The sequence below is a fragment of the Pseudomonas brassicacearum genome (assembly GCF_009601685.2).
GTDB classification, from domain to species: Bacteria; Pseudomonadota; Gammaproteobacteria; order Pseudomonadales; family Pseudomonadaceae; genus Aquipseudomonas; species Aquipseudomonas kilonensis_B.
The window spans coordinates 5905255-5929624 of record NZ_CP045701.2 but is presented as its reverse complement, the minus strand read 5'-3'; the positions used below and the strand labels follow the sequence as shown (position 1 = coordinate 5929624).

Here is a 24370-nt window from a genome sequence, read left to right as displayed (position 1 = left end):
AGCCGACTGGGTCGGTGCCGATAGCGAGCTGTAACCACCCGATGTGGTGGCGCAAACCATGGGGTTTGCACGATTTTCTGGCTGCTCCCGTCGGGAGGGGCCAAACAAGCAGGTGACCAAGCTGGGGAACGCTGATGGCTTACTCATATACTGAGAAAAAACGTATCCGCAAGGACTTTAGCAAGTTGCCGGACGTCATGGATGTGCCGTACCTCCTGGCCATCCAGCTGGATTCGTATCGTGAATTCTTGCAAGCGGGAGCGACTAAAGATCAGTTCCGCGACGTGGGCCTGCATGCGGCCTTCAAATCCGTTTTCCCGATCATCAGCTACTCCGGCAATGCTGCGCTGGAGTACGTCGGTTATCGCCTGGGCGAACCGGCATTTGATGTCAAAGAATGCGTATTGCGCGGTGTTACTTACGCCGTACCTTTGCGGGTAAAAGTGCGCCTGATCATTTTCGACAAAGAATCGTCGAACAAAGCGATCAAGGACATCAAAGAGCAAGAAGTCTACATGGGTGAAATCCCCCTGATGACTGAGAACGGTACCTTCGTAATCAACGGTACCGAGCGTGTAATCGTTTCCCAGCTGCACCGTTCTCCGGGCGTGTTCTTCGACCACGACCGTGGCAAGACGCACAGCTCCGGCAAACTGCTTTACTCCGCGCGCATCATTCCTTACCGCGGTTCGTGGTTGGACTTTGAGTTCGACCCGAAAGACTGCGTATTCGTGCGTATCGACCGTCGTCGCAAGCTGCCTGCATCGGTACTGCTGCGCGCGCTCGGCTATACCACCGAAGAAGTGCTGGACGCGTTCTACACCACCAACGTCTTCCATGTGCAAGGTGAGAACCTCAGCCTGGAACTGGTGCCTCAGCGCCTGCGCGGTGAAATCGCTGTCCTCGATATCCAGGATGACAAAGGCAAGGTTATTGTCGAGCAGGGTCGTCGTATCACCGCTCGCCACATCAACCAGTTGGAAAAGGCCGGGATCAAAGAGCTGCAGGTGCCTCTGGACTACGTCCTGGGTCGCACCACGGCCAAGGTCATCGTGCATCCGGCCACCGGCGAAATCCTGGCAGAGTGCAACACCGAGCTGAACACCGAGATCCTGGCAAAAATCGCCAAGGCCCAGGTCGTTCGCATCGAGACGCTGTACACCAACGACATCGACTGCGGTCCGTTCATCTCCGACACGCTGAAGATCGACTCCACCGGTAACCAACTGGAAGCCCTGGTCGAGATCTATCGCATGATGCGTCCTGGCGAGCCGCCAACCAAGGATGCCGCCGAGACCCTGTTCAACAACCTGTTCTTCAGCCCTGAGCGCTATGACCTGTCTGCGGTCGGCCGGATGAAGTTCAACCGTCGTATCGGTCGTACCGAAATCGAAGGTTCGGGTGTACTGAACAAGGACGACATCGTTGCCGTTCTCAAGACCCTGGTCGACATCCGTAACGGCAAGGGCATCGTCGATGACATCGACCACCTGGGTAACCGTCGTGTTCGCTGTGTAGGTGAGATGGCCGAGAACCAGTTCCGTGTTGGCCTGGTGCGCGTAGAGCGTGCGGTCAAGGAACGTCTGTCGATGGCTGAAAGCGAAGGCCTGATGCCGCAAGACCTGATCAACGCCAAGCCTGTGGCTGCGGCGGTGAAGGAGTTCTTCGGTTCGAGCCAGCTGTCCCAGTTCATGGACCAGAACAACCCACTGTCCGAGATCACCCACAAGCGTCGTGTCTCTGCACTCGGCCCGGGCGGTCTGACCCGTGAGCGTGCTGGCTTCGAAGTTCGTGACGTACACCCGACTCACTACGGTCGTGTATGCCCGATCGAAACGCCGGAAGGTCCGAACATCGGTCTGATCAACTCCTTGGCAGCCTATGCGCGCACCAACCAGTACGGCTTCCTCGAGAGCCCGTACCGCGTGGTGAAAGACGCCCTGGTTACCGACGAGATCGTGTTCCTGTCCGCCATCGAAGAAGCTGATCACGTGATCGCTCAGGCTTCGGCCACGATGAACGACAAGAAGGTCCTGGTCGACGAGCTGGTAGCTGTTCGTCACTTGAACGAGTTCACCGTCAAGGCGCCGGAAGACGTCACCTTGATGGACGTATCGCCGAAGCAGGTAGTTTCGGTTGCAGCGTCGCTGATCCCGTTCCTCGAGCACGACGACGCCAACCGTGCGTTGATGGGTTCGAACATGCAGCGTCAAGCTGTACCCACCCTGCGTGCCGACAAGCCGCTGGTAGGTACTGGCATGGAGCGTAACGTTGCCCGTGACTCCGGCGTTTGCGTCGTGGCTCGTCGTGGTGGCGTGATCGACTCCGTCGACGCCAGCCGTATCGTGGTTCGTGTTGCCGATGACGAAGTTGAAACTGGCGAAGCCGGTGTCGACATCTACAACCTGACCAAATACACCCGCTCCAACCAGAACACCTGCATCAACCAGCGTCCGCTGGTGAGCAAAGGTGATCGGGTTCAGCGTAGCGACATCATGGCCGACGGTCCGTCCACCGATATGGGTGAGCTGGCGTTGGGTCAGAACATGCGCATCGCGTTCATGGCATGGAACGGCTTCAACTTCGAAGACTCCATCTGCCTGTCCGAGCGTGTGGTTCAGGAAGACCGCTTCACCACGATCCACATCCAGGAACTGACCTGTGTGGCCCGTGACACCAAGCTTGGCCCAGAGGAAATCACTGCGGACATCCCGAACGTGGGTGAAGCTGCACTGAACAAGCTGGACGAAGCAGGTATCGTTTATGTAGGTGCTGAAGTAGGCGCAGGCGACATCCTGGTGGGCAAGGTCACTCCGAAAGGCGAGACCCAGCTGACTCCGGAAGAAAAACTGCTGCGTGCCATCTTCGGTGAAAAAGCCAGCGACGTTAAAGACACCTCCCTGCGCGTGCCTACCGGCACCAAGGGTACCGTCATCGACGTACAGGTCTTCACGCGTGACGGCGTTGAGCGTGATGCTCGTGCACTGTCGATCGAGAAGACTCAGCTCGACGAGATCCGCAAGGACCTGAACGAAGAGTTCCGTATCGTCGAAGGCGCAACTTTCGAGCGTCTGCGCTCCGCTCTGGTCGGCCACAAAGCCGAAGGCGGCGCCGGCCTGAAGAAAGGTCAGGAAATCACCGACGAAGTGCTCGACGGTCTTGAGCATGGCCAGTGGTTCAAACTGCGCATGGCTGAAGATGCTCTGAACGAGCAGCTCGAGAAGGCCCAGGCCTATATCGTTGATCGCCGCCGTCTGCTGGACGACAAGTTCGAAGACAAGAAGCGCAAACTGCAGCAGGGCGATGACCTGGCTCCAGGTGTGCTGAAAATCGTCAAGGTTTACCTGGCAATCCGTCGTCGCATCCAGCCGGGCGACAAGATGGCCGGTCGTCACGGTAACAAAGGTGTGGTCTCCGTGATCATGCCGGTTGAAGACATGCCGCACGATGCCAATGGCACCCCGGTCGATGTGGTCCTCAACCCGTTGGGCGTACCTTCGCGTATGAACGTTGGTCAGATCCTTGAAACCCACCTGGGCCTCGCGGCCAAGGGCTTGGGCGAGAAGATCAACCGTATGATCGAAGAGCAGCGCAAGGTCGCTGACCTGCGTAAGTTCCTGCACGAGATCTACAACGAGATCGGCGGTCGCAACGAAGAGCTGGACACCTTCTCCGACCAGGAAATCCTGGATCTGGCGAAGAACCTGCGCGGCGGCGTTCCAATGGCTACTCCGGTGTTCGACGGTGCCAAGGAAAGCGAAATCAAGGCCATGCTGAAACTGGCAGACCTGCCAGAAAGCGGCCAGATGCAGCTGTTCGACGGCCGTACCGGCAACAAGTTCGAGCGCCCGGTTACCGTTGGCTACATGTACATGCTGAAGCTGAACCACTTGGTAGACGACAAGATGCACGCTCGTTCTACCGGTTCTTACAGCCTGGTTACCCAGCAGCCGCTGGGTGGTAAGGCGCAGTTCGGTGGTCAGCGTTTCGGGGAGATGGAGGTCTGGGCACTGGAAGCGTACGGTGCTGCATACACTCTGCAAGAAATGCTCACAGTGAAGTCGGACGATGTGAACGGCCGGACCAAGATGTACAAAAACATCGTGGACGGCGATCACCGTATGGAGCCGGGCATGCCCGAGTCTTTCAACGTGTTGATCAAGGAAATTCGTTCCCTCGGCATCGATATCGATCTGGAAACCGAATAACACGTGACGCGAATCGAGAGCGGGGCTGTTTTGCCCGCTCTCTGCTCCGCCAGGAGGAAAGGCCTTGAAAGACCTACTGAATTTGCTGAAAAACCAGGGTCAAGTCGAAGAGTTCGACGCCATCCGCATTGGATTGGCCTCGCCTGAGATGATCCGTTCGTGGTCGTTCGGTGAAGTTAAAAAGCCGGAAACCATCAACTACCGTACGTTCAAACCTGAGCGTGACGGCCTGTTCTGCGCCAAGATCTTTGGCCCGGTCAAGGATTACGAGTGCCTGTGCGGTAAGTACAAGCGCTTGAAGCACCGTGGTGTGATCTGCGAGAAGTGCGGCGTTGAAGTCGCGCTGGCAAAAGTTCGTCGTGAGCGCATGGCGCACATCGAACTGGCCTCGCCAGTTGCCCACATCTGGTTCCTGAAATCGCTGCCGTCCCGTATCGGCCTGCTGATGGACATGACCCTGCGTGATATCGAACGCGTTCTCTACTTCGAGAGCTATGTCGTTATCGACCCAGGCATGACCACCCTTGAAAAGGGTCAGCTGCTCAACGACGAGCAGTACTTCGAAGCGCTGGAAGAGTTCGGCGATGATTTCGATGCCCGCATGGGTGCCGAAGCTGTCCGCGAGCTGCTGCACGCTATCGACCTGGAACACGAGATTGGCCGTCTGCGCGAAGAAATTCCGCAAACCAACTCCGAAACCAAGATCAAGAAGCTGTCCAAGCGTCTGAAGTTGATGGAAGCCTTCCAGGGTTCCGGCAACCTGCCAGAGTGGATGGTGCTGACCGTTCTGCCGGTTCTGCCGCCGGACCTGCGTCCACTGGTTCCACTCGATGGCGGTCGTTTCGCGACTTCCGACCTCAACGATCTGTATCGTCGAGTGATCAACCGTAACAACCGCTTGAAGCGCCTGCTCGATCTGTCCGCTCCGGACATCATCGTGCGCAACGAAAAGCGTATGTTGCAGGAAGCGGTCGACGCACTGCTCGACAACGGTCGTCGTGGCCGCGCTATCACCGGTTCCAACAAGCGTCCTCTGAAATCCCTGGCTGACATGATCAAGGGTAAGCAGGGTCGTTTCCGTCAGAACTTGCTCGGTAAGCGTGTTGACTACTCCGGTCGTTCGGTAATTACCGTAGGCCCGACCCTGCGTCTGCACCAGTGCGGTCTGCCAAAGAAAATGGCCCTGGAGCTGTTCAAGCCGTTCATTTTCGGCAAGCTGGAAATGCGTGGTCTTGCGACCACTATCAAAGCAGCCAAGAAAATGGTCGAGCGCGAGCTGCCAGAGGTCTGGGACGTTCTCGCTGAAGTGATTCGCGAACACCCGGTTCTCCTCAACCGTGCACCGACCCTTCACCGTCTGGGCATCCAGGCGTTTGAACCGGTACTGATCGAAGGTAAGGCTATCCAGCTGCACCCGCTGGTCTGTGCTGCGTACAACGCCGACTTCGACGGCGACCAGATGGCCGTGCACGTACCGCTGACACTGGAAGCCCAGTTGGAAGCGCGTGCGTTGATGATGTCGACCAACAACATCCTGTCGCCAGCCAACGGTGAGCCAATCATCGTTCCGTCGCAGGACGTTGTATTGGGTCTGTACTACATGACGCGTGAAGCGATCAACGCCAAGGGCGAAGGTCGTGTGTTCGCGGATCTGCAAGAAGTTGACCGTGTGTTCCGTGCCGGCGAAGCCGCACTGCACGCCAAGGTCAAGGTGCGGATCAACGAAACCGTAAACGATCGTGACGGCGGCAGCGTGACCAACACTCGTATCGTCGACACTACCGTCGGCCGTGCGCTGTTGTTCCAGGTTGTGCCAAAAGGTCTGTCCTTCGACGTCGTCAACCTGCCGATGAAGAAAAAGGCGATCTCCAAGCTGATCAACCAGTGCTATCGCGTGGTTGGTCTGAAAGAGACCGTGATCTTCGCTGACCAGTTGATGTACACCGGTTTTGCCTATTCGACCATTTCCGGCGTTTCCATCGGTGTTAACGACTTCGTTATCCCGGATGAAAAAGCTCGCATCATCGGTGCTGCTACCGAAGAAGTGAAAGAGATCGAAAGTCAGTACGCCTCCGGCCTGGTAACTCAGGGCGAGAAGTACAACAAGGTGATCGACCTCTGGTCCAAGGCGAACGACGAAGTCTCCAAGGCGATGATGGCCAACCTCTCGAAAGAGAAAGTCATCGACCGTCATGGCAACGAAGTCGATCAGGAATCCTTCAACTCGATGTACATGATGGCCGACTCGGGCGCACGGGGTTCTGCTGCGCAGATCCGTCAGCTCGCCGGTATGCGTGGCCTGATGGCCAAGCCGGACGGCTCCATCATCGAGACCCCGATTACCGCGAACTTCCGTGAGGGCTTGAGCGTACTCCAGTACTTCATCTCCACTCACGGTGCTCGTAAGGGTCTTGCGGATACCGCGTTGAAAACGGCGAACTCCGGTTACCTGACTCGTCGTCTGGTAGACGTTGCCCAGGATCTGGTCGTGACCGAGATCGATTGCGGCACCGAACATGGCCTGGTAATGACTCCGCACATTGAAGGCGGTGACGTTGTAGAGCCATTGGGTGAACGCGTATTGGGTCGTGTCATCGCTCGCGACGTATTCAAGCCGGGTACCGAGGACGTGATCGTTCCTGCGGGCACCCTGGTTGACGAGAAGTGGGTCGAGTTCATCGAACTCAACAGTATCGACGAAGTGATCGTGCGTTCGCCGATCAGCTGCGAAACTCGCTACGGCATCTGCGCCAAGTGCTACGGTCGCGACCTGGCACGTGGTCATCAGGTGAACATCGGTGAAGCGGTCGGCGTTATCGCTGCCCAGTCCATCGGTGAGCCGGGTACCCAGCTGACGATGCGTACGTTCCACATCGGTGGTGCGGCAAGCCGGACCTCCGCGGCCGACAGCGTTCAGGTGAAGAATGGCGGTACCGTCCGTCTGCACAACCTCAAGCATGTTGAGCGAGTGGATGGTCACCTGGTGGCAGTATCGCGTTCCGGTGAGCTGGCCATCGCTGATGACTTCGGTCGTGAGCGTGAGCGCTACAAGCTGCCGTACGGTGCTGTGATTTCGGTGAAGGAAGGTGACAAGGTCGACGCTGGTGCCATCGTGGCCAAGTGGGATCCGCACACTCACCCGATCGTTACCGAAATGAAAGGTACCGTGACCTACGTGGGCATGGAAGAAGGTATTACGATCAAGCGTCAGACCGACGAATTGACCGGTATGACCAACATTGAAGTACTTGACGCGAAAGATCGTCCAGCTGCTGGCAAGGACATCCGTCCTGCTGTGAAGATGGTCGACGACAACGGCAAGGATCTGTTGCTGCCAGGCACTGACGTAATCGCTCAGTACTTCCTGCCAGCCAACGCCCTGGTCGGTGTTGCGGACGGTGCGCGGATCGCGATCGGTGATGTTATCGCCCGTATTCCGCAGGAAACTTCGAAAACCCGCGACATCACCGGTGGTCTGCCGCGTGTTGCCGACTTGTTCGAAGCCCGTCGTCCGAAAGAAGCCTCGATTCTGGCTGAAGTCAGCGGCACCATCGCGTTCGGTAAAGAGACCAAGGGCAAGCGTCGCCTGGTCATTACCCCGAACGACGGTAGCGATCCGTACGAAGAGTTGATTCCGAAGTGGCGTCACCTGAACGTCTTCGAAGGCGAACAGGTAAACCGCGGCGAAGTTATCTCGGACGGTCCGAGCGATCCACACGACATCCTGCGTCTGTTGGGTGTGAGTGCGCTGGCCAAGTACATCGTGAACGAGATCCAGGACGTTTACCGTCTGCAAGGCGTGAAGATCAACGACAAGCACATCGAGACCATCCTGCGTCAGATGCTGCGTAAGGTCGAGATCGCTGAATCCGGCGACTCGAGTTTCATCAAGGGCGACCAGATGGAACTGACTCACGTACTGGTGGAAAACGAGCGCCTGGCGACCGAAGACAAGTTTGTCTCCAAGTTCACTCGCGTGCTGCTGGGTATCACCAAGGCGTCGTTGTCCACCGAATCGTTCATCTCGGCGGCTTCCTTCCAGGAAACCACCCGCGTACTGACCGAAGCGGCGGTAACCGGCAAGCGCGATTACCTGCGCGGCCTGAAAGAAAACGTGGTCGTGGGTCGTCTGATCCCGGCCGGTACCGGTTTGGCCTATCACAGCGAGCGCAAGCGTCGCCGTGAAGCTGACAAGCCGTTGCGCGTAAGCGCCAGTGAAGTGGAAGCTGCACTGACCGAAGCACTGAACTCGAGTGGTAACTGAGTTCTGCGGTAATTGAGTGCCTGGCCCTGGTCGCCCCGTTCGGCGGATCGAGACAAATTGTCGAGATCCGGCGGGCGGGGAGGTCGGGGCCTTGCCTTGACTGGGGACAAGATCCTCTTTAGACTCTTGATCCCCTAAATTTGGCGGGAATTCGTTCCTGCCATTTTGCTTTTCTTGTAAGACAATAGCGTCGCAAGACAACAGTGGAGCTAGTAGATGGCAACTATCAACCAGCTGGTACGTCAGCCGCGTAAGCGTATCGTCGAGAAATCCGACGTACCTGCGCTGCAGAACTGCCCGCAACGTCGTGGCGTATGCACCCGTGTGTATACCACCACGCCGAAAAAACCTAACTCGGCACTGCGTAAAGTATGCCGTGTGCGTCTGACCAACGGTTTCGAGGTTTCCTCGTACATCGGCGGTGAAGGCCACAACCTGCAAGAACACAGCGTGGTACTGATCCGCGGCGGTCGTGTAAAAGACTTGCCAGGTGTTCGTTACCACACCGTTCGCGGCTCGTTGGATACTTCCGGCGTTAAAGGTCGTAACCAGGGTCGTTCGAAGTACGGTACCAAGCGTCCGAAATAATCGGCCGTTTTGCAGTTTTTAATTTTATTGAGTCGATAAGAGTAAGGTCGGGCACGCATCTGCTGTCCCGGGCTAACCTGAAGACCGTTTGAGGGCTTATCAATGCCAAGACGTCGCGTAGCAGCCAAACGTGAGATTCTGGACGATCCGAAATACGGAAGCCAGATTCTCGCCAAGTTCATGAACCACGTAATGGAAAGCGGCAAGAAAGCCGTTGCCGAGCGTATCGTTTATGGCGCACTGGACAAAGTTAAGGAACGCAAGAACAGCGATCCCCTGGAAATCTTCGAGAAAGCTCTCGACGCCATCGCTCCGCTGGTCGAAGTGAAGTCGCGCCGTGTAGGCGGTGCTACTTACCAGGTTCCGGTCGAAGTTCGTCCGTCCCGTCGTAACGCCCTGGCAATGCGCTGGTTGGTAGACTTCGCCCGCAAGCGCGGCGAGAAGTCCATGGCCCTGCGTTTGGCTGGCGAACTGTTGGACGCTGCTGAAGGTAAAGGTGCTGCAGTTAAGAAGCGTGAAGACGTGCACCGTATGGCTGAAGCCAACAAGGCTTTCTCGCACTACCGCTTCTAATTTTAGCGTCACTCAATTTGCGAGGGCTTTATGGCTCGTACTACACCGATTAACCGCTACCGTAACATCGGTATCGTTGCTCACGTGGATGCTGGTAAAACCACCACCACCGAGCGCGTCCTTTTTTACACCGGCAAAAGTCACAAGATGGGCGAGGTGCATGATGGCGCCGCGACCACCGACTGGATGGTGCAGGAGCAGGAGCGTGGTATTACCATTACTTCTGCTGCCATTACCGCTTTCTGGAAGGGTTCCGAGAAGCAGTACAAGGACGAGCACCGCTTCAACGTCATCGATACCCCGGGCCACGTTGACTTCACTATTGAAGTAGAACGTTCCCTGCGCGTACTCGACGGCGCTGTGGTTGTATTCTGCGGTACCTCGGGCGTTGAGCCTCAGTCGGAAACCGTATGGCGTCAAGCCAACAAATACGGCGTTCCGCGTCTTGTTTATGTGAACAAGATGGACCGTGCTGGTGCCAACTTCCTGCGCGTGATCGGTCAGATCAAGCAGCGTCTGGGCCACACTCCAGTGCCTATCCAGCTGGCTATCGGTTCTGAAGACAACTTCCAGGGTCAGATCGATCTGATCAACATGCAGGCTGTCTACTGGAACGATGCTGACAAAGGCATGGTCCCTGTTCGCAAGGACATTCCTGCTGAATTGCTGGAAGAAGCCGAGAAGTGGCGCAGCAACATGGTTGAGGCTGCGGCCGAAGCCAACGAAGAGCTGATGAACAAGTACCTCGAAGGTGAAGAACTCACCAATGAGGAAATCAAGGCCGCTCTGCGTCAGCGTACTATCGCTGGTGAAATCGTCCTGGCTGTTTGCGGTTCTTCCTTCAAGAACAAGGGTGTTCCCCTGGTTCTCGACGCCGTTATCGACTTCCTGCCTGCGCCGACCGACATTCCTGCCATCAAGGGTACTGACCCGGATGACGAGACTGTCGAGCTGGAGCGTCATGCAGACGACAACGAGCCGTTCTCGGCTCTGGCGTTCAAGATCGCTACCGACCCATTCGTGGGTACCTTGACCTTTGTTCGAGTTTACTCGGGCGTGTTGAACTCCGGCGACGGCGTGATCAACTCTGTAAAAGGCAAGAAAGAGCGCGTAGGCCGTATGGTGCAAATGCACGCAAACGCCCGCGAAGAGATCAAGGAAGTACGCGCTGGCGACATCGCGGCCTTGATCGGCATGAAGGACGTCACCACTGGTGAAACTTTGTGCAATGGCGACAAGCCAATCATCCTGGTTCGCATGGACTTCCCGGAGCCGGTTATTTCGGTTGCCGTTGAGCCTAAGACCAAGGACGACCAGGAAAAAATGGGTATTGCACTGGGCAAGCTCGCTCAGGAAGACCCGTCTTTCCGCGTCAAGACTGATGAAGAGACTGGTCAGACGATCATCTCCGGCATGGGCGAGCTGCACCTGGACATCCTGGTTGACCGGATGCGCCGTGAGTTCAACGTCGAAGCCAACATCGGTAAGCCTCAGGTTTCCTATCGTGAGCGCATCACGAAGAACTGTGAAATCGAAGGCAAGTTCGTTCGCCAATCCGGTGGTCGTGGCCAGTTCGGTCACTGCTGGATTCGTTTTGCACCGGCTGACGAAGGTCAGGAAGGTCTGCAATTCGTGAACGAAGTCGTAGGTGGTGTGGTTCCTAAGGAATACATCCCCGCGATCCAGAAGGGTATCGAAGAGCAGATGAAGAACGGCGTTGTTGCCGGCTATCCGCTGATCGGCCTGAAGGCGACTGTGTTCGATGGTTCTTACCATGACGTCGACTCCAACGAGATGGCGTTTAAGGTGGCTGCTTCCATGGCAACCAAGCAACTGGCCCAGAAGGGCGGTGGTGAGTTGCTTGAGCCGATCATGGCAGTAGAGGTCGTTACGCCTGAAGACTACATGGGTGATGTCATGGGCGACCTTAACCGTCGTCGTGGCATGATTCTGGGTATGGAAGATACGGTTTCCGGCAAAGTGATTCGTGCTGAGGTCCCGTTGGGTGAAATGTTCGGTTACGCGACCGACGTTCGTTCCATGTCTCAGGGTCGCGCAAGCTACTCTATGGAATTCAAAAAATACAATACAGCTCCGTCGCATATCGTCGAGACTGTTACCAAAAAGCAAGGCTGATTCAGCCCCTTTAAGCTAGGAGTTAATTGTCGTGGCTAAAGAAAAATTTGAACGGAACAAACCGCACGTCAACGTTGGTACCATCGGTCACGTTGACCACGGTAAAACCACGCTGACCGCTGCTCTGACCCGTGTCTGCTCCGAAGTTTTCGGTTCGGCCAAGGTTGACTTCGACAAGATCGACAGCGCCCCGGAAGAGAAAGCTCGCGGTATCACCATCAACACCGCTCACGTTGAATACGATTCGGCCGTGCGTCACTACGCACACGTTGACTGCCCAGGTCACGCCGACTACGTAAAAAACATGATCACTGGTGCTGCCCAGATGGATGGCGCGATCCTGGTTTGCTCGGCCGCTGATGGTCCGATGCCACAAACCCGTGAGCACATCCTGCTGTCCCGTCAGGTAGGCGTTCCGTACATCGTTGTCTTCCTGAACAAGGCTGACATGGTTGACGACGCTGAGCTGCTGGAACTGGTTGAGATGGAAGTGCGCGACCTGCTGAGCACTTACGACTTCCCAGGTGATGACACTCCAATCATCATCGGTTCGGCTCTGATGGCTCTGAACGGCCAAGACGACAACGAAATGGGCACCACTGCTGTCAAGAAGCTGGTGGAAACTCTGGACAGCTACATCCCAGAGCCAGAGCGTGCTATCGACAAGCCGTTCCTGATGCCAATCGAAGACGTATTCTCGATCTCCGGTCGCGGTACTGTTGTGACTGGTCGTGTTGAGCGTGGCATCGTCCGTATCCAGGAAGAAGTTGAGATCGTCGGTCTGCGCGACACTCAGAAAACTACCTGCACCGGCGTTGAAATGTTCCGCAAGCTGCTCGACGAAGGTCGTGCTGGCGAGAACTGCGGCGTGCTGCTGCGCGGCACCAAGCGTGACGACGTTGAGCGTGGCCAGGTTCTGGTCAAGCCAGGCACCGTCAAGCCGCACACCAAGTTCACCGCAGAAGTTTACGTTCTGAGCAAGGAAGAAGGCGGCCGTCATACTCCGTTCTTCAAAGGCTACCGTCCACAGTTCTACTTCCGTACAACTGACGTGACTGGTAACTGCGAGCTGCCAGAAGGCGTTGAAATGGTAATGCCAGGTGACAACATCCAGATGACTGTCACTCTGATCAAGACCATCGCGATGGAAGACGGTCTGCGTTTCGCTATCCGTGAAGGCGGTCGTACCGTCGGCGCTGGCGTCGTAGCCAAAGTCATCGAGTAAGTCTCATATAGAGTCAGCTTGATGAGTTGAAAAAGCCTCCGCTTAGCGGGGGCTTTTTTATTGGGTTGACACCTATCGGGGGCGTCTATAGAATTGCGCCTCCTTTTAACGGGCGTATTGCGCCCGGTGGGAATAGCAGCCGGAGTCTGAAATCCAATGCAAAATCAGCAAATCCGTATCAGGTTGAAGGCTTTTGACCATCGCCTGATCGACCAATCCACCCAGGAAATCGTGGAAACCGCGAAACGTACTGGTGCTCAAGTGCGTGGTCCAATTCCACTGCCTACCCGTAAAGAGCGGTTTACCGTTCTGGTCTCCCCGCACGTCAACAAAGACGCGCGTGACCAGTACGAGATCCGTACTCATAAGCGCGTTCTGGACATCGTCCAGCCAACGGATAAAACCGTTGATGCACTTATGAAGCTTGATCTTGCGGCCGGTGTGGAAGTGCAGATCAGCCTCGGCTAAGACTCGGTCTTAGTCGTGTAACGCTCTGAAATGGGCGGCCATAGCGGGTGAAAGCCCCGTACACTCATGAGGTTTACAACATGACTATTGGTGTAGTCGGTCGTAAATGCGGTATGACCCGTATTTTCACCGAAGAAGGTGTCTCCATTCCGGTCACGGTCATTGAGATCGAGCCGAATCGCGTCACCCAGTTCAAAACTGAAGAGACCGATGGCTATCGTGCAGTGCAAGTCACTGTCGGCGAGCGTCGCGCTTCGCGTGTAACAGCAGCTCAGGCTGGCCACTTCGCCAAGGCGAACGTAGCCGCTGGTCGTACCGTAATGGAATTCCGTCTTGAAGAAGGCGAGTACCAGGCCGGCGATCTGATCAACGCTGAAATCTTCGCCGCTGGTCAACTGGTTGATGTAACCGGTCAGTCCAAAGGTAAAGGCTTCCAGGGTACGATCAAGCGTTGGAACTTCCGCGGGCAAGATAACACCCACGGTAACTCCGTATCCCACCGCGTTCCAGGCTCTATCGGCCAGTGCCAGACTCCTGGTCGTGTATTCAAGGGCAAAAAAATGTCCGGTCATATGGGCGCTGAGCGCGTGACCGTGCAGTCCCTCGAAGTAGTGCGCGTGGACGCTGAACGCAATCTGTTGTTGGTCAAGGGCGCTGTTCCTGGCGCTACTGGCGGCAACTTGGTTGTACGTCCAGCAGCCAAGGCTCGCGGTTAAGGGGAAGCTGACATGCAATTAAATGTAAATGACGCTCAAGCGATCGAAGTTTCCGAACTGACATTTGGCGGCGAATTCAACGAGACGCTGGTTCACCAAGCAGTCGTGGCCTACATGGCCGGCGGCCGTCAAGGTAGCAAGCAGCAAAAGACCCGTTCCGACGTTTCCGGTGGCGGCAAGCGCCCATGGCGTCAGAAAGGTACTGGCCGTGCTCGTGCCGGTACTATCCGTAGCCCAATCTGGCGTGGCGGCGGTACCACTTTCGCAGCTCGTCCTCAGGATCACTCCCAGAAGCTGAACAAGAAGATGTATCGCGCAGCAATGCGTTCCATCCTTGCTGAGCTGGTGCGTACTGATCGTCTGGTCGTGGTTCAGGACTTCGCTGTTGAAGCACCGAAAACCAAAGATCTGCTGAACAAGCTGAACGGCATGGGCCTGACTGACGTCCTGATCGTGTCTGACGCTGTTGATCAGAACCTGTACCTGGCTGCTCGCAACCTGCCACACGTCGACGTTCGTGACGTGCAGGGTTCCGATCCGGTCAGTCTGATCGCATACGACAAGGTGTTGATCACCGTGTCGGCCGTGAAGAAATTCGAGGAGCTGCTGGGATGAACCAGGAACGCGTATTTAAAGTTCTGCTTGGCCCGCACGTTTCCGAGAAGGCTACGGTTCTGGCAGACAAGAAAGGCCAGTTCGTTTTCAAGGTTGCTACCGACGCAACCAAGCTGGAAATCAAGAAGGCCGTCGAAAGCCTGTTCAGCGTGAAAGTAGAGCGCGTGACTACCCTGAACGTTCTGGGTAAAAGCAAGCGCACTGCTCGCGGTCTGGGCAAGCGTAATGACTGGAAGAAGGCAGTTATCTCCCTTCAGCCAGGCCAAGATCTCGATTTCAGCAGCAGTGCTGAGTAAGGAAGGGGTGCATCATGGCAATCGTTAAATGCAAACCGACTTCCCCTGGCCGCCGTTTTGTGGTCAAGGTGGTCAACCAGGAGCTGCATAAAGGCGCTCCTCACGCACCGCTGCTCGAGAAAAAATCGAAGTCTGGTGGTCGTAACAACAATGGCCGTATTACCACTCGTCACATCGGTGGTGGTCATAAGCAGCATTATCGTCTGGTCGACTTCCGTCGCAACGACAAGGATGGCATCGCTGCCACCGTCGAGCGTATCGAATACGATCCAAACCGTACTGCTCACATCGCTCTGCTGCTGTACGCAGATGGCGAGCGTCGCTACATCATCGCCCCTAAAGGCGTGAGTGCTGGCGACCAGCTGATCGCAGGTGCCCTGGCACCGATCAAGCCGGGCAACGCTCTGCAACTGCGTAACATTCCAGTTGGTAGCACCGTACACGGCATCGAATTGAAGCCAGGTAAAGGCGCACAGATCGCTCGTTCCGCTGGTGCTTCGGCTCAGCTGATCGCTCGTGAAGGTGTCTACGTGACCCTGCGTCTGCGTTCTGGTGAGATGCGTAAAGTACTGGCTGAATGCCGTGCGACCCTGGGCGAAGTCTCGAACTCCGAGCACAGCCTGCGTTCGTTGGGTAAAGCTGGTGCCAAGCGCTGGCGTGGCGTTCGCCCAACCGTTCGTGGTGTTGCCATGAACCCGGTTGACCACCCACATGGTGGTGGTGAAGGTCGTACCTCTGGTGGTCGTCATCCGGTATCGCCATGGGGCTTCCCGACTAAGGGCGCGAAGACTCGTGGTAATAAGCGTACCGACAAAATGATCGTCCGTCGTCGCAAGTAAATAGAGGGATACGACAGTGCCACGTTCTCTGAAAAAAGGTCCTTTTATTGATCTTCACCTACTGAAGAAGATCGAAGTGGCGGCGGAAAAGAACGATCGCAAACCAGTTAAGACCTGGTCGCGTCGTTCGATGATCCTGCCACAAATGGTCGGTTTGACCATCGCAGTACACAACGGTCGCCAACACGTCCCAGTTCTTGTGAACGAAGACATGGTCGGCCACAAACTGGGCGAGTTCGCCGGTACCCGCACATACCGTGGGCACGTGGCTGACAAGAAAGCCAAGCGTTAAGGGGTAAGGAAATGGAAGTAGCCGCTAAGTTGTCGGGCGCTCGAATCTCCGCCCAGAAAGCCCGCTTGGTCGCCGACCAGATCCGCGGGAAGAAGGTGGGCGAAGCGCTCAACCTGTTGGCTTTCAGCAGTAAGAAAGCCGCCGAGATCATGAAGAAAGTGCTGGAGTCGGCCGTAGCCAACGCCGAGCATAACGAAGGCGCAGACGTTGATGACCTGAAGGTCAGCACCGTTTTCGTCAACGAAGGGCGTTCGCTGAAGCGCATCATGCCACGTGCCAAAGGCCGTGCTGATCGCATCGTCAAGCGGTCTTGCCATATCACTGTCAAGGTTGCTGACAAGTAACGGAGTCGAAGAGATGGGTCAGAAAGTACATCCCATTGGCATTCGCCTGGGAATCGTCAAGGAGCACACCTCCGTCTGGTACGCAGACGGTCGGACTTATGCGGACTACTTGTTCGCTGATCTGAAGGTGCGTGAGTATCTCCAAGACAAACTAAAAAGCGCGTCCGTAAGCCGTATCGATATCCATCGTCCGGCGCAGACTGCACGTATCACCATCCACACCGCTCGTCCAGGTATCGTTATCGGGAAGAAAGGTGAAGATGTTGAGAAACTGCGTCAGGACCTGACCAAGCAAATGGGTGTGCCTGTGCACATCAATATCGAAGAGATCCGCAAGCCGGAGCTCGACGGTATGCTGGTTGCGCAGAGCGTAGCTCAGCAGCTGGAGCGTCGCGTAATGTTCCGTCGCGCTATGAAGCGCGCTGTACAGAACGCAATGCGCATTGGTGCCAAAGGCATCAAAATCCAAGTGAGCGGTCGTCTCGGCGGTGCTGAAATCGCACGTACTGAATGGTATCGCGAAGGTCGTGTGCCACTGCACACCCTGCGTGCCGACATCGACTATGCCAACTACGAAGCTCACACCACCTACGGTGTGATCGGTGTAAAGGTTTGGATCTTCAAAGGCGAAGTAATTGGTGGTCGCCAAGAAGAGCTGAAGCCACAAGCACCAGCGCCTCGTAAAAAAGCTGCTAAGTAAGGGGTACGCCAAATGTTGCAACCAAAGCGTACGAAGTTCCGCAAGCAAATGACCGGTCACAACCGTGGCCTGGCATTGCGCGGTAGCAAAGTCAGCTTCGGCGAGTTCGCGCTGAAGTCTGTTGCTCGTGGTCGTCTCACCGCTCGTCAGATCGAGTCAGCGCGTCGTGCTCTGACCCGTCACGTAAAACGTGGCGGCAAGATCTGGATCCGTGTATTCCCGGACAAGCCTGTCACCAAGAAGCCACTCGAAGTTCGTATGGGTAAAGGTAAGGGTAACGTGGAGTACTGGGTTGCCCAGATTCAGCCAGGCAAAGTCCTGTATGAAATCGAGGGTGTTTCTGAAGAGCTGGCGCGTGAGGCTTTCGCCCTGGCTGCTGCAAAGCTGCCGCTCGCCACCTCCTTTGTTAAACGGACGGTGATGTGATGAAAGCGAATGAACTTCGTGAAAAATCAGCACAGCAGCTGAACGAGCAACTGCTCGGCCTGCTGCGCGACCAGTTCAATCTGCGTATGCAGAAAGCAACTGGCCAGTTGGGGCAGTCTCATCTGCTCTCGCAAGTTAAGCGTGACATCGCTCGCGTGAAAACTGTGCTCAACCAGCAGGCAGGTAAGTAATCATGGCTGAAGCCGAAAAAACTGTCCGTACGCTGACTGGCCGTGTTGTCAGCGACAAGATGGACAAAACCATCACCGTTCTGATCGAGCGTCGCGTTAAGCACCCGATCTACGGTAAATACGTTAAGCGTTCGACTAAGCTGCACGCGCACGACGAAACCAATCAGTGCCACATCGGCGACAAAGTCACTATTCGTGAAACTCGTCCGATGGCCAAGACCAAGTCTTGGGCGCTGGTTGATGTTCTCGAACGCGCTGTGGAAGTCTAAGGGCTAGGGGTCGGAGAAATTATATGATTCAGACTCAATCCATGCTCGATGTGGCCGATAACAGCGGCGCTCGCCGTGTTATGTGCATCAAGGTGCTGGGTGGCTCCCATCGTCGTTACGCTGGTATCGGTGACATCATCAAAGTTACCGTCAAGGAAGCAATTCCTCGCGGTAAGGTGAAAAAAGGCCAAGTGATGACTGCTGTCGTAGTCCGCACTCGCCATGGCGTCCGTCGTGCTGACGGCTCCATCATCCGCTTTGATGGCAACGCTGCTGTTCTGTTGAACAACAAGCAAGAGCCGATCGGCACCCGTATCTTTGGGCCAGTGACCCGTGAACTTCGTACTGAGAAGTTCATGAAGATCGTCTCGCTCGCCCCAGAAGTGCTGTAAGGAGATCCGACATGCAAAAGATTCGTCGTGACGACGAGATCATCGTGATCGCCGGCAAAGACAAAGGTAAGCGCGGTAAGGTGCTGAAGGTTCTTGCTGACAACCGTCTGGTTGTTGGTGGTCTGAACCTGGTCAAGCGTCATACCAAGCCTAACCCGATGTCGGGCGTACAGGGCGGTATCGTCGAGAAAGAAGCGCCACTGCACGCTTCCAACGTCGCCATCTTCAACGGCGAAACCAACAAGGCTGACCGCGTTGGTTTCAAAGTAGAAGACGGTAAGAAAATTCGTGTCTTCAAGTCGACCCAAAAAGCGGTTGATGCTTGAACACTGCTAGGTAGAAGACCATGGCACGACTAAAAGAGATTTACCGGAAGGAAATCGCACCGAAACTTAAGGAAGAACTTAAGCTTTCGAACGTGATGGAAGTTCCGCGCGTTACCAAAATCACCCTGAACATGGGTCTGGGCGAAGCGATCGGCGACAAGAAAGTCATCGAGCACGCTGTTGCTGACCTGGAAAAGATCACCGGTCAGAAAGTCGTCGTGACTTACGCTCGGAAATCCATCGCTGGCTTTAAAGTCCGTGAAGGTTGGCCGATCGGCGTCAAAGTGACCCTGCGCCGTGAGCGTATGTACGAGTTCCTGGATCGTCTGCTGTCGATCTCCCTGCCTCGGGTTCGCGACTTCCGCGGCCTGAATGCCAAGTCCTTCGATGGTCGTGGCAACTACAGCATGGGCGTTAAAGAGCAGATCATTTTCCCGGAAATCGATTACGACAAGATCGACGCTCTCCGCGGTCTGGACATTACCCTGACCACCACTGCTCGGACGGATGATGAAGGTCGCGCACTGCTGCGCGCTTTCAAATTCCCGTTCCGCAACTGATTGGAGTAGGAAAATGGCCAAGAAGAGCATGAAGAACCGTGAGCTGAAGCGTCAGCTCACCGTTGCCAAGTACGCCACCAAGCGTGCAGCGCTGAAAGCTATCATCGTTGATCTGAACGCAAGTCCAGAAGCGCGTTGGGAAGCTACCGTAGCCCTGCAGAAGCAGCCACGTGACGCAAGCGCCTCGCGCATGCGTAACCGCTGCCGCCTGACTGGTCGTCCGCACGGCGTGTACCGCAAGTTCGGCCTTGGCCGTAACATGCTGCGTCAAGCTGCAATGCGTGGTGACGTTCCAGGTCTGGTTAAAGCCAGCTGGTAAGCAATGTCAAAGTCGTGGCGTTCGGGATCGCAAGATCCTGACCGTCGGTGACCTTGAACTTGAATCAAGCCCCTATTGGGGCTTGATTCATTTGTGGGGTGTGTCTAGAATACCCGGCTCGCCTGAGCCCGTGTTTTTACTACGCGGATGCGCTCGGCGACACGTACTAGCCGAAAGGCTAATTTTTTGTGTATTAGGAGCGTCTAGCCCATGAGTATGCAGGACCCGTTAGCGGACATGCTAACTCGTATCCGTAATGCCCAGATGGCTGAAAAGTCCGTCGTAAGCATGCCATCTTCTACGTTGAAGGTAGCTGTTGCCAAAGTCCTGAAGGACGAAGGTTACATTGCGGGTTATCAGATCAGCAGCGAAATCAAGCCACTGCTGTCCATCGAGCTGAAGTACTTCGAAGGCCGTCCGGTCATCGAGGAAGTGAAGCGCGTTAGCCGTCCAGGCCTGCGTCAGTACAAGTCCGTCGAGGATCTGCCGAAAGTTCGCGGCGGCCTGGGCGTGTCTATCGTCTCCACCAACAAAGGTGTGATGACGGATCGTGCTGCGCGCGCTGCCGGTGTCGGCGGCGAAGTTCTTTGCACTGTGTTCTAAGGGGGGATAAGCATGTCACGCGTCGCTAAGAACCCCGTTAAGCTGCCAGCCGGTGTCGAAGTCAAATTCGCAGGCCAACAGCTTTCGGTGAAGGGTGCCAAGGGCACTCTGCAACTGAACATCCATTCGTCCGTTGAGATCGTTGAAGAAGCTGGTGAGTTGCGTTTCGCTGCTCGCAATGGCGATCAACAGACTCGCGCAATGGCTGGTACCACTCGTGCGTTGGTAAACAACATGGTCCAAGGCGTAAGCCAAGGCTTCGAGCGCAAGCTCCAGCTGGTCGGTGTTGGTTACAAAGCGCAAGCAAAAGGCACAGTGCTGAACCTGGCTCTTGGCTTCTCGCACCCAGTGGATTATGAACTGCCGGAAGGCATCACCGCTGAGACTCCTAGCCAGACCGATATCCTGATCCGGGGCATCGACAAGCAGCTGGTAGGTCAAGTGGCCGCCGAGATCCGCGACTTCCGTCCACCAGAGCCGTACAAAGGCAAAGGTGTGCGCTACGCGGACGAAGTCGTCCGTCGTAAAGAAGCCAAGAAGAAGTAGGGCATAGCAAATGACCGACAAAAAAGTTACTCGACTGCGTCGCGCTCGCAAAGCACGCCTGAAAATGCACGAACTCGAAGTCGTGCGTCTCTGCGTGTTCCGCTCGTCGCAGCACATCTACGCCCAGGTCATTTCGGCCGACGGCAACAAAGTCCTGGCAAGTGCCTCGACTTTGGATAAAGAACTGCGTGATGGCGCCACTGGCAACATCGACGCGGCCACTAAGGTTGGCCAGCTGGTCGCTACGCGTGCTAAAGCCGCTGGCGTCTCGCAGGTGGCTTTCGACCGCTCTGGCTTCAAGTACCACGGCCGCGTCAAGGCGCTGGCTGATGCTGCTCGTGAAGCTGGGCTGGAGTTCTAAGTTATGTCAAATAACGACCAAAAGCGCGACGAAGGCTACATTGAGAAGCTGGTTCAAGTTAACCGCGTAGCCAAAACCGTTAAAGGCGGCCGTATCTTCACTTTCACTGCGTTGACCGTAGTGGGTGATGGTAAAGGCCGTGTTGGCTTCGGCCGTGGCAAGTCGCGTGAAGTGCCTGCTGCGATCCAGAAGGCAATGGAAGCTGCTCGCCGCAACATGATCCAGGTTGATCTGAACGGCACCACTCTGCAGTACGCAATGAAGTCCGCCCATGGCGCTTCGAAGGTGTACATGCAGCCTGCTTCTGAAGGTACCGGTATCATCGCTGGCGGCGCTATGCGTGCTGTCCTCGAAGTTGCTGGCGTTCAGAACGTTCTGGCCAAGTGCTACGGCTCGACTAACCCGGTAAACGTGGTTCACGCCACTTTCAAGGGTTTGAAAGCAATGCAGTCTCCTGAATCCATTGCCGCCAAGCGTGGCAAAAGCGTCAAGGAGATCTTCTGATCATGGCTACCGTAAAAGTTACGCTGATCAAAAGCATGACCGGCCGCATCCCTAACCACAAACTGTGCGTTAAGGGTCTGGGTCTGCGTCGCATCGGTCACACTGTAGAAGTCCTGGATACTCCCGAGAATCGCGGGATGATCAACAAGGCTTACTACATGCTGCGTGTCGAGGGTTAATCGATGAAACTCAATGATCTGAGTCCAGCGCCGGGTTCCCGTCGCGAAAAGCATCGTCCGGGCCGTGGTATCGGTAGCGGTTTGGGCAAGACCGGTGGCCGTGGCCACAAAGGTCAGACCTCCCGCTCCGGTGGCACCATCGCTCCAGGCTTTGAAGGCGGTCAACAGCCGCTGCATCGTCGCCTGCCGAAGTTCGGTTTCGTTTCCCTGAAAGCCATGGACCGCGCCGAAGTGCGTCTGTCCGAGCTGGCCAAAGTGGATGGCGACATCGTCACCGTGCAGTCCCTGAAGGATGCCAACGTGATCAACCAGAACGTACAGCGTGTGAAAATCATGCTGTCGGGCGAAGTTGCTCGTGCTGTCACCATCGGAAAGGGAATCGGCGCCACCAAAGGTGCGCGTGCGGCTATCGAAGCAGCTGGCGGCAAGTTCGAGGAATAAATGGCTAAGCAAGGTGCTCTCTCTGCGCTCGGCAAAGGCGGTATGTCTGAACTCTGGGCTCGTCTGCGTTTTCTGTTCCTGGCGATTATCGTCTACCGAATAGGCGCACACATCCCGGTTCCAGGTATCAACCCGGACCGACTCGCGGACCTGTTTCGACAGAATGAGGGGACCATTCTTAGCTTGTTCAACATGTTTTCCGGCGGTGCGCTGGAGCGGATGAGCATCTTTGCACTGGGGATCATGCCGTACATCTCGGCATCGATCATCATGCAACTGATGACCGCCGTCAGCCCGCAGCTGGAGCAGTTGAAGAAGGAAGGTGAAGCTGGCCGTCGCAAGATCAGCCAGTACACCCGCTACGGCACTGTCGTCCTCGCTCTCGTTCAAGCCATTGGCATGTCCATCGGCTTGGCGGGGCAGGGCGTTTCGTTCACTGCTGACTTCAGCTTTCATTTCGTTGCGGTAACCACGTTTGTGGCGGGCGCGATGTTCATGATGTGGTTGGGTGAGCAGATTACTGAGCGTGGTGTTGGCAACGGTATCTCGATGTTGATCTTCGCAGGTATCGTCGCCGGTCTTCCGAGAGCGATCGGGCAGTCTTTCGAGTCTGCGCGTCAGGGTGATATCAATATTTTCGCCCTGGTTGCCATCGGTCTGCTGGCAGTAGCGATTATCGGTTTCGTGGTGTTCATTGAGCGTGGTCAGCGTCGTATTGCTGTTCACTACGCCAAGCGTCAGCAGGGCCGCAAGGTATTTGCTGCGCAGACTAGCCACTTGCCGTTGAAGGTGAACATGGCCGGCGTAATTCCGGCTATTTTCGCGAGCAGCATCCTGCTGTTCCCGGCTTCGTTGGGTGCCTGGTTCGGCCAGTCTGAAGGTATGGGCTGGTTGCAGGACATCTCGCAGTCGATCGCTCCTGGTCAGCCGTTGAATATTCTGCTGTTTAGTGCAGGGATTATTTTCTTCTGCTTCTTCTATACGGCGTTGATGTTCAATCCGAAAGACGTAGCGGAAAACCTGAAGAAGTCCGGTGCCTTTATTCCGGGCATCCGTCCAGGTGAGCAGTCTGCGCGCTACATTGATGGCGTTCTGACTCGCTTGACCATGTTCGGTGCTCTTTACATGACGGCCGTCTGTCTGTTGCCCCAGTTCCTGGTGGTTGCGGCAAACGTACCGTTCTACCTTGGCGGGACCTCGTTGCTGATCGTGGTCGTGGTTGTGATGGACTTCATGTCCCAAGTACAATCGCACCTCGTTTCGCACCAGTACGAATCCCTGATGAAGAAAGCCAACCTGAAGGGCTACGGCAGCGGCATGTTGCGCTGAGTAGCGTCCATAAGGTTCGAGGAGTTGGTGATGAAAGTTCGTGCATCGGTGAAAAAGCTGTGCCGTAACTGCAAGATTATTCGCCGCGAAGGTGTTGTTCGGGTAATTTGCAGCGCGGAACCGCGTCACAAACAGCGCCAAGGCTGAGTGTGATTGTGCTTTAAGCCCGGCAGCTAGTGCGCTGCCGGGTTGATTATTTGTTATTACAGCGATATTATCTCGCGCCCTATTTCTTGGCTTCCGGGGCGTAGGTAGCTGTCAATTGGAGTCCCACTGAATGGCCCGTATTGCAGGCGTCAACATTCCAGATAACAAGCATACTGTTATCTCGCTGACCTACATCTATGGTGTTGGTCGCACTACTGCACAGAAAATTTGTGCAGTGACTGGGGTTAACCCAGCGGCAAAGATCAAGGATCTGAGCGACGAGCAAATTGAACAGCTGCGTGGCGAAGTGGCGAAGTTCACCACTGAAGGTGACCTGCGTCGCGAAATCAACATGAAAATCAAGCGCTTGATGGACCTCGGTTGCTATCGCGGTCTGCGTCATCGTCGTGGTCTTCCAGTACGCGGTCAGCGTACCAAGACCAACGCGCGTACCCGTAAAGGTCCGCGTAAGCCGATCCGCAAGTAATCGCCCCAGCGAATCGACAGGAATTT

Annotated in this window: 30 protein-coding genes; all 30 read left to right on the top strand. The window is 55.8% G+C overall.

Annotation, left to right across the window (positions count from 1 at the left end):
- Window positions 1-134 precede the first annotated feature (134 nt).
- The 30 genes from rpoB (at window position 135) to rpsM (ending at window position 24344) form a co-directional block, all read left to right on the top strand.
- Entirely contained in the window at window positions 135-4208 is a 4074-nt protein-coding gene (rpoB, locus tag GFU70_RS25760) for a DNA-directed RNA polymerase subunit beta (protein WP_013694338.1), read from the top strand.
- 64 nt (window positions 4209-4272) lie between these two features.
- Window positions 4273-8472, top strand: coding sequence for a DNA-directed RNA polymerase subunit beta' (gene rpoC, locus GFU70_RS25755; RefSeq protein WP_058542713.1), 4200 nt, complete (start codon window positions 4273-4275; stop codon window positions 8470-8472).
- 216 nt (window positions 8473-8688) lie between these two features.
- Window positions 8689-9060 carry a 30S ribosomal protein S12 gene (gene rpsL, locus GFU70_RS25750; RefSeq protein ID WP_003186084.1) on the top strand — a complete coding sequence of 124 codons (372 nt, stop codon included), beginning with the start codon at window positions 8689-8691 and terminating at the stop codon, window positions 9058-9060.
- 102 nt (window positions 9061-9162) lie between these two features.
- Complete coding sequence (rpsG, locus tag GFU70_RS25745; protein WP_003186074.1) at window positions 9163-9633, top strand: 30S ribosomal protein S7; 471 nt, start codon at window positions 9163-9165, stop codon at window positions 9631-9633.
- Window positions 9634-9663: 30 nt separating this feature from the next.
- Window positions 9664-11769 (top strand): elongation factor G, encoded by a 2106-nt coding sequence (gene fusA / locus GFU70_RS25740; protein WP_058542711.1) that lies wholly within the window; start codon window positions 9664-9666, stop codon window positions 11767-11769.
- 31 nt (window positions 11770-11800) lie between these two features.
- On the top strand, window positions 11801-12994 hold the full coding sequence (tuf, locus tag GFU70_RS25735) for an elongation factor Tu (protein ID WP_003186103.1): 1194 nt from the start codon (window positions 11801-11803) through the stop codon (window positions 12992-12994).
- A gap of 156 nt (window positions 12995-13150) precedes the next feature.
- Entirely contained in the window at window positions 13151-13462 is a 312-nt protein-coding gene (gene rpsJ, locus GFU70_RS25730; RefSeq protein ID WP_003186070.1) for a 30S ribosomal protein S10, read from the top strand.
- An 80-nt stretch (window positions 13463-13542) separates the two neighbouring features.
- Window positions 13543-14178: a 50S ribosomal protein L3 gene (gene rplC / locus GFU70_RS25725; protein ID WP_003186059.1), complete on the top strand. Its 636-nt coding sequence runs from the start codon at window positions 13543-13545 to the stop codon at window positions 14176-14178.
- A 12-nt stretch (window positions 14179-14190) separates the two neighbouring features.
- Window positions 14191-14793: a 50S ribosomal protein L4 gene (rplD, locus tag GFU70_RS25720; protein WP_003186057.1), complete on the top strand. Its 603-nt coding sequence runs from the start codon at window positions 14191-14193 to the stop codon at window positions 14791-14793.
- Window positions 14790-15089 (top strand): 50S ribosomal protein L23, encoded by a 300-nt coding sequence (gene rplW / locus GFU70_RS25715; protein WP_002555488.1) that lies wholly within the window; start codon window positions 14790-14792, stop codon window positions 15087-15089. The genes rplD and rplW overlap by 4 nt, the downstream gene beginning before the upstream one ends.
- A gap of 14 nt (window positions 15090-15103) precedes the next feature.
- Window positions 15104-15928, top strand: a complete 825-nt coding sequence (gene rplB, locus GFU70_RS25710) for a 50S ribosomal protein L2 (protein WP_003186055.1) — start codon at window positions 15104-15106, stop codon at window positions 15926-15928.
- A gap of 16 nt (window positions 15929-15944) precedes the next feature.
- On the top strand, window positions 15945-16220 hold the full coding sequence (gene rpsS / locus GFU70_RS25705; RefSeq protein ID WP_002555486.1) for a 30S ribosomal protein S19: 276 nt from the start codon (window positions 15945-15947) through the stop codon (window positions 16218-16220).
- 11 nt (window positions 16221-16231) lie between these two features.
- Window positions 16232-16564, top strand: coding sequence for a 50S ribosomal protein L22 (gene rplV, locus GFU70_RS25700; protein ID WP_003103908.1), 333 nt, complete (start codon window positions 16232-16234; stop codon window positions 16562-16564).
- Window positions 16565-16577: 13 nt separating this feature from the next.
- Entirely contained in the window at window positions 16578-17264 is a 687-nt protein-coding gene (rpsC, locus tag GFU70_RS25695; protein WP_003176422.1) for a 30S ribosomal protein S3, read from the top strand.
- A gap of 12 nt (window positions 17265-17276) precedes the next feature.
- Window positions 17277-17690: a 50S ribosomal protein L16 gene (gene rplP / locus GFU70_RS25690; protein ID WP_003186052.1), complete on the top strand. Its 414-nt coding sequence runs from the start codon at window positions 17277-17279 to the stop codon at window positions 17688-17690.
- The gene (gene rpmC, locus GFU70_RS25685) at window positions 17690-17881 is read left to right on the top strand and encodes a 50S ribosomal protein L29 (RefSeq protein WP_002555481.1); all 192 of its coding nucleotides are present in this window, start codon (window positions 17690-17692) and stop codon (window positions 17879-17881) included. Before rplP ends, rpmC begins: the two co-directional genes overlap by 1 nt.
- 2 nt (window positions 17882-17883) lie before the next feature.
- Window positions 17884-18150, top strand: a complete 267-nt coding sequence (gene rpsQ, locus GFU70_RS25680; protein WP_003194644.1) for a 30S ribosomal protein S17 — start codon at window positions 17884-17886, stop codon at window positions 18148-18150.
- 23 nt (window positions 18151-18173) lie between these two features.
- Window positions 18174-18542 (top strand): 50S ribosomal protein L14, encoded by a 369-nt coding sequence (rplN, locus tag GFU70_RS25675; RefSeq protein ID WP_002555479.1) that lies wholly within the window; start codon window positions 18174-18176, stop codon window positions 18540-18542.
- Between the two features lie 11 nt (window positions 18543-18553).
- Entirely contained in the window at window positions 18554-18868 is a 315-nt protein-coding gene (gene rplX, locus GFU70_RS25670) for a 50S ribosomal protein L24 (RefSeq protein ID WP_003186046.1), read from the top strand.
- A gap of 20 nt (window positions 18869-18888) precedes the next feature.
- Window positions 18889-19428: a 50S ribosomal protein L5 gene (rplE, locus tag GFU70_RS25665; protein ID WP_003186044.1), complete on the top strand. Its 540-nt coding sequence runs from the start codon at window positions 18889-18891 to the stop codon at window positions 19426-19428.
- A 13-nt stretch (window positions 19429-19441) separates the two neighbouring features.
- Entirely contained in the window at window positions 19442-19747 is a 306-nt protein-coding gene (rpsN, locus tag GFU70_RS25660; RefSeq protein WP_003186042.1) for a 30S ribosomal protein S14, read from the top strand.
- A 210-nt stretch (window positions 19748-19957) separates the two neighbouring features.
- Window positions 19958-20350: a 30S ribosomal protein S8 gene (rpsH, locus tag GFU70_RS25655; protein WP_017848802.1), complete on the top strand. Its 393-nt coding sequence runs from the start codon at window positions 19958-19960 to the stop codon at window positions 20348-20350.
- A gap of 12 nt (window positions 20351-20362) precedes the next feature.
- On the top strand, window positions 20363-20896 hold the full coding sequence (gene rplF / locus GFU70_RS25650) for a 50S ribosomal protein L6 (protein WP_053125864.1): 534 nt from the start codon (window positions 20363-20365) through the stop codon (window positions 20894-20896).
- 10 nt (window positions 20897-20906) lie between these two features.
- A complete protein-coding gene (gene rplR / locus GFU70_RS25645) occupies window positions 20907-21257 on the top strand; it encodes a 50S ribosomal protein L18 (RefSeq protein WP_003186037.1) in 351 nt (116 codons plus the stop codon).
- Window positions 21258-21260: 3 nt separating this feature from the next.
- Window positions 21261-21761 carry a 30S ribosomal protein S5 gene (rpsE, locus tag GFU70_RS25640; protein ID WP_003186035.1) on the top strand — a complete coding sequence of 167 codons (501 nt, stop codon included), beginning with the start codon at window positions 21261-21263 and terminating at the stop codon, window positions 21759-21761.
- A gap of 2 nt (window positions 21762-21763) precedes the next feature.
- Window positions 21764-21940, top strand: coding sequence for a 50S ribosomal protein L30 (gene rpmD, locus GFU70_RS25635; RefSeq protein ID WP_003186033.1), 177 nt, complete (start codon window positions 21764-21766; stop codon window positions 21938-21940).
- 3 nt (window positions 21941-21943) lie between these two features.
- Window positions 21944-22381, top strand: a complete 438-nt coding sequence (gene rplO, locus GFU70_RS25630) for a 50S ribosomal protein L15 (RefSeq protein WP_003186032.1) — start codon at window positions 21944-21946, stop codon at window positions 22379-22381.
- Complete coding sequence (secY, locus tag GFU70_RS25625) at window positions 22382-23710, top strand: preprotein translocase subunit SecY (protein WP_015097035.1); 1329 nt, start codon at window positions 22382-22384, stop codon at window positions 23708-23710.
- Between the two features lie 30 nt (window positions 23711-23740).
- Complete coding sequence (gene rpmJ / locus GFU70_RS25620) at window positions 23741-23857, top strand: 50S ribosomal protein L36 (protein WP_002555468.1); 117 nt, start codon at window positions 23741-23743, stop codon at window positions 23855-23857.
- A 130-nt stretch (window positions 23858-23987) separates the two neighbouring features.
- On the top strand, window positions 23988-24344 hold the full coding sequence (gene rpsM / locus GFU70_RS25615; RefSeq protein ID WP_003186020.1) for a 30S ribosomal protein S13: 357 nt from the start codon (window positions 23988-23990) through the stop codon (window positions 24342-24344).
- Window positions 24345-24370: the final 26 nt, after the last annotated feature.

Excerpts from the sequence above, each read along its gene's own strand:
- rpsL (WP_003186084.1), top strand. The coding sequence starts at position 8,689 with ATGGCAACTATCAACCAGCTGGTACGTCAGCCGCGTAAGCGTATCGTC.
- rplC (WP_003186059.1), top strand. The coding sequence starts at position 13,543 with ATGACTATTGGTGTAGTCGGTCGTAAATGCGGTATGACCCGTATTTTC.
- rplW (WP_002555488.1), top strand. The coding sequence starts at position 14,790 with ATGAACCAGGAACGCGTATTTAAAGTTCTGCTTGGCCCGCACGTTTCC.
- rplR (WP_003186037.1), top strand. The coding sequence starts at position 20,907 with ATGACCGACAAAAAAGTTACTCGACTGCGTCGCGCTCGCAAAGCACGC.
- rplV (WP_003103908.1), top strand. The coding sequence starts at position 16,232 with ATGGAAGTAGCCGCTAAGTTGTCGGGCGCTCGAATCTCCGCCCAGAAA.
- secY (WP_015097035.1), top strand. The coding sequence starts at position 22,382 with ATGGCTAAGCAAGGTGCTCTCTCTGCGCTCGGCAAAGGCGGTATGTCT.
- rplD (WP_003186057.1), top strand. The coding sequence starts at position 14,191 with ATGCAATTAAATGTAAATGACGCTCAAGCGATCGAAGTTTCCGAACTG.
- rpsQ (WP_003194644.1), top strand. The coding sequence starts at position 17,884 with ATGGCTGAAGCCGAAAAAACTGTCCGTACGCTGACTGGCCGTGTTGTC.
- rpsN (WP_003186042.1), top strand. The coding sequence starts at position 19,442 with ATGGCCAAGAAGAGCATGAAGAACCGTGAGCTGAAGCGTCAGCTCACC.
- rplX (WP_003186046.1), top strand. The coding sequence starts at position 18,554 with ATGCAAAAGATTCGTCGTGACGACGAGATCATCGTGATCGCCGGCAAA.
- rpsE (WP_003186035.1), top strand. The coding sequence starts at position 21,261 with ATGTCAAATAACGACCAAAAGCGCGACGAAGGCTACATTGAGAAGCTG.
- rplP (WP_003186052.1), top strand. The coding sequence starts at position 17,277 with ATGTTGCAACCAAAGCGTACGAAGTTCCGCAAGCAAATGACCGGTCAC.
- rplE (WP_003186044.1), top strand. The coding sequence starts at position 18,889 with ATGGCACGACTAAAAGAGATTTACCGGAAGGAAATCGCACCGAAACTT.
- rplN (WP_002555479.1), top strand. The coding sequence starts at position 18,174 with ATGATTCAGACTCAATCCATGCTCGATGTGGCCGATAACAGCGGCGCT.
- rplF (WP_053125864.1), top strand. The coding sequence starts at position 20,363 with ATGTCACGCGTCGCTAAGAACCCCGTTAAGCTGCCAGCCGGTGTCGAA.
- rpmC (WP_002555481.1), top strand. The coding sequence starts at position 17,690 with ATGAAAGCGAATGAACTTCGTGAAAAATCAGCACAGCAGCTGAACGAG.
- rpsG (WP_003186074.1), top strand. The coding sequence starts at position 9,163 with ATGCCAAGACGTCGCGTAGCAGCCAAACGTGAGATTCTGGACGATCCG.
- rplO (WP_003186032.1), top strand. The coding sequence starts at position 21,944 with ATGAAACTCAATGATCTGAGTCCAGCGCCGGGTTCCCGTCGCGAAAAG.
- fusA (WP_058542711.1), top strand. The coding sequence starts at position 9,664 with ATGGCTCGTACTACACCGATTAACCGCTACCGTAACATCGGTATCGTT.
- rplB (WP_003186055.1), top strand. The coding sequence starts at position 15,104 with ATGGCAATCGTTAAATGCAAACCGACTTCCCCTGGCCGCCGTTTTGTG.
- rpoB (WP_013694338.1), top strand. The coding sequence starts at position 135 with ATGGCTTACTCATATACTGAGAAAAAACGTATCCGCAAGGACTTTAGC.
- rpsC (WP_003176422.1), top strand. The coding sequence starts at position 16,578 with ATGGGTCAGAAAGTACATCCCATTGGCATTCGCCTGGGAATCGTCAAG.
- rpsM (WP_003186020.1), top strand. The coding sequence starts at position 23,988 with ATGGCCCGTATTGCAGGCGTCAACATTCCAGATAACAAGCATACTGTT.
- rpsJ (WP_003186070.1), top strand. The coding sequence starts at position 13,151 with ATGCAAAATCAGCAAATCCGTATCAGGTTGAAGGCTTTTGACCATCGC.
- rpmJ (WP_002555468.1), top strand. The coding sequence starts at position 23,741 with ATGAAAGTTCGTGCATCGGTGAAAAAGCTGTGCCGTAACTGCAAGATT.
- rpsH (WP_017848802.1), top strand. The coding sequence starts at position 19,958 with ATGAGTATGCAGGACCCGTTAGCGGACATGCTAACTCGTATCCGTAAT.
- rpmD (WP_003186033.1), top strand. The coding sequence starts at position 21,764 with ATGGCTACCGTAAAAGTTACGCTGATCAAAAGCATGACCGGCCGCATC.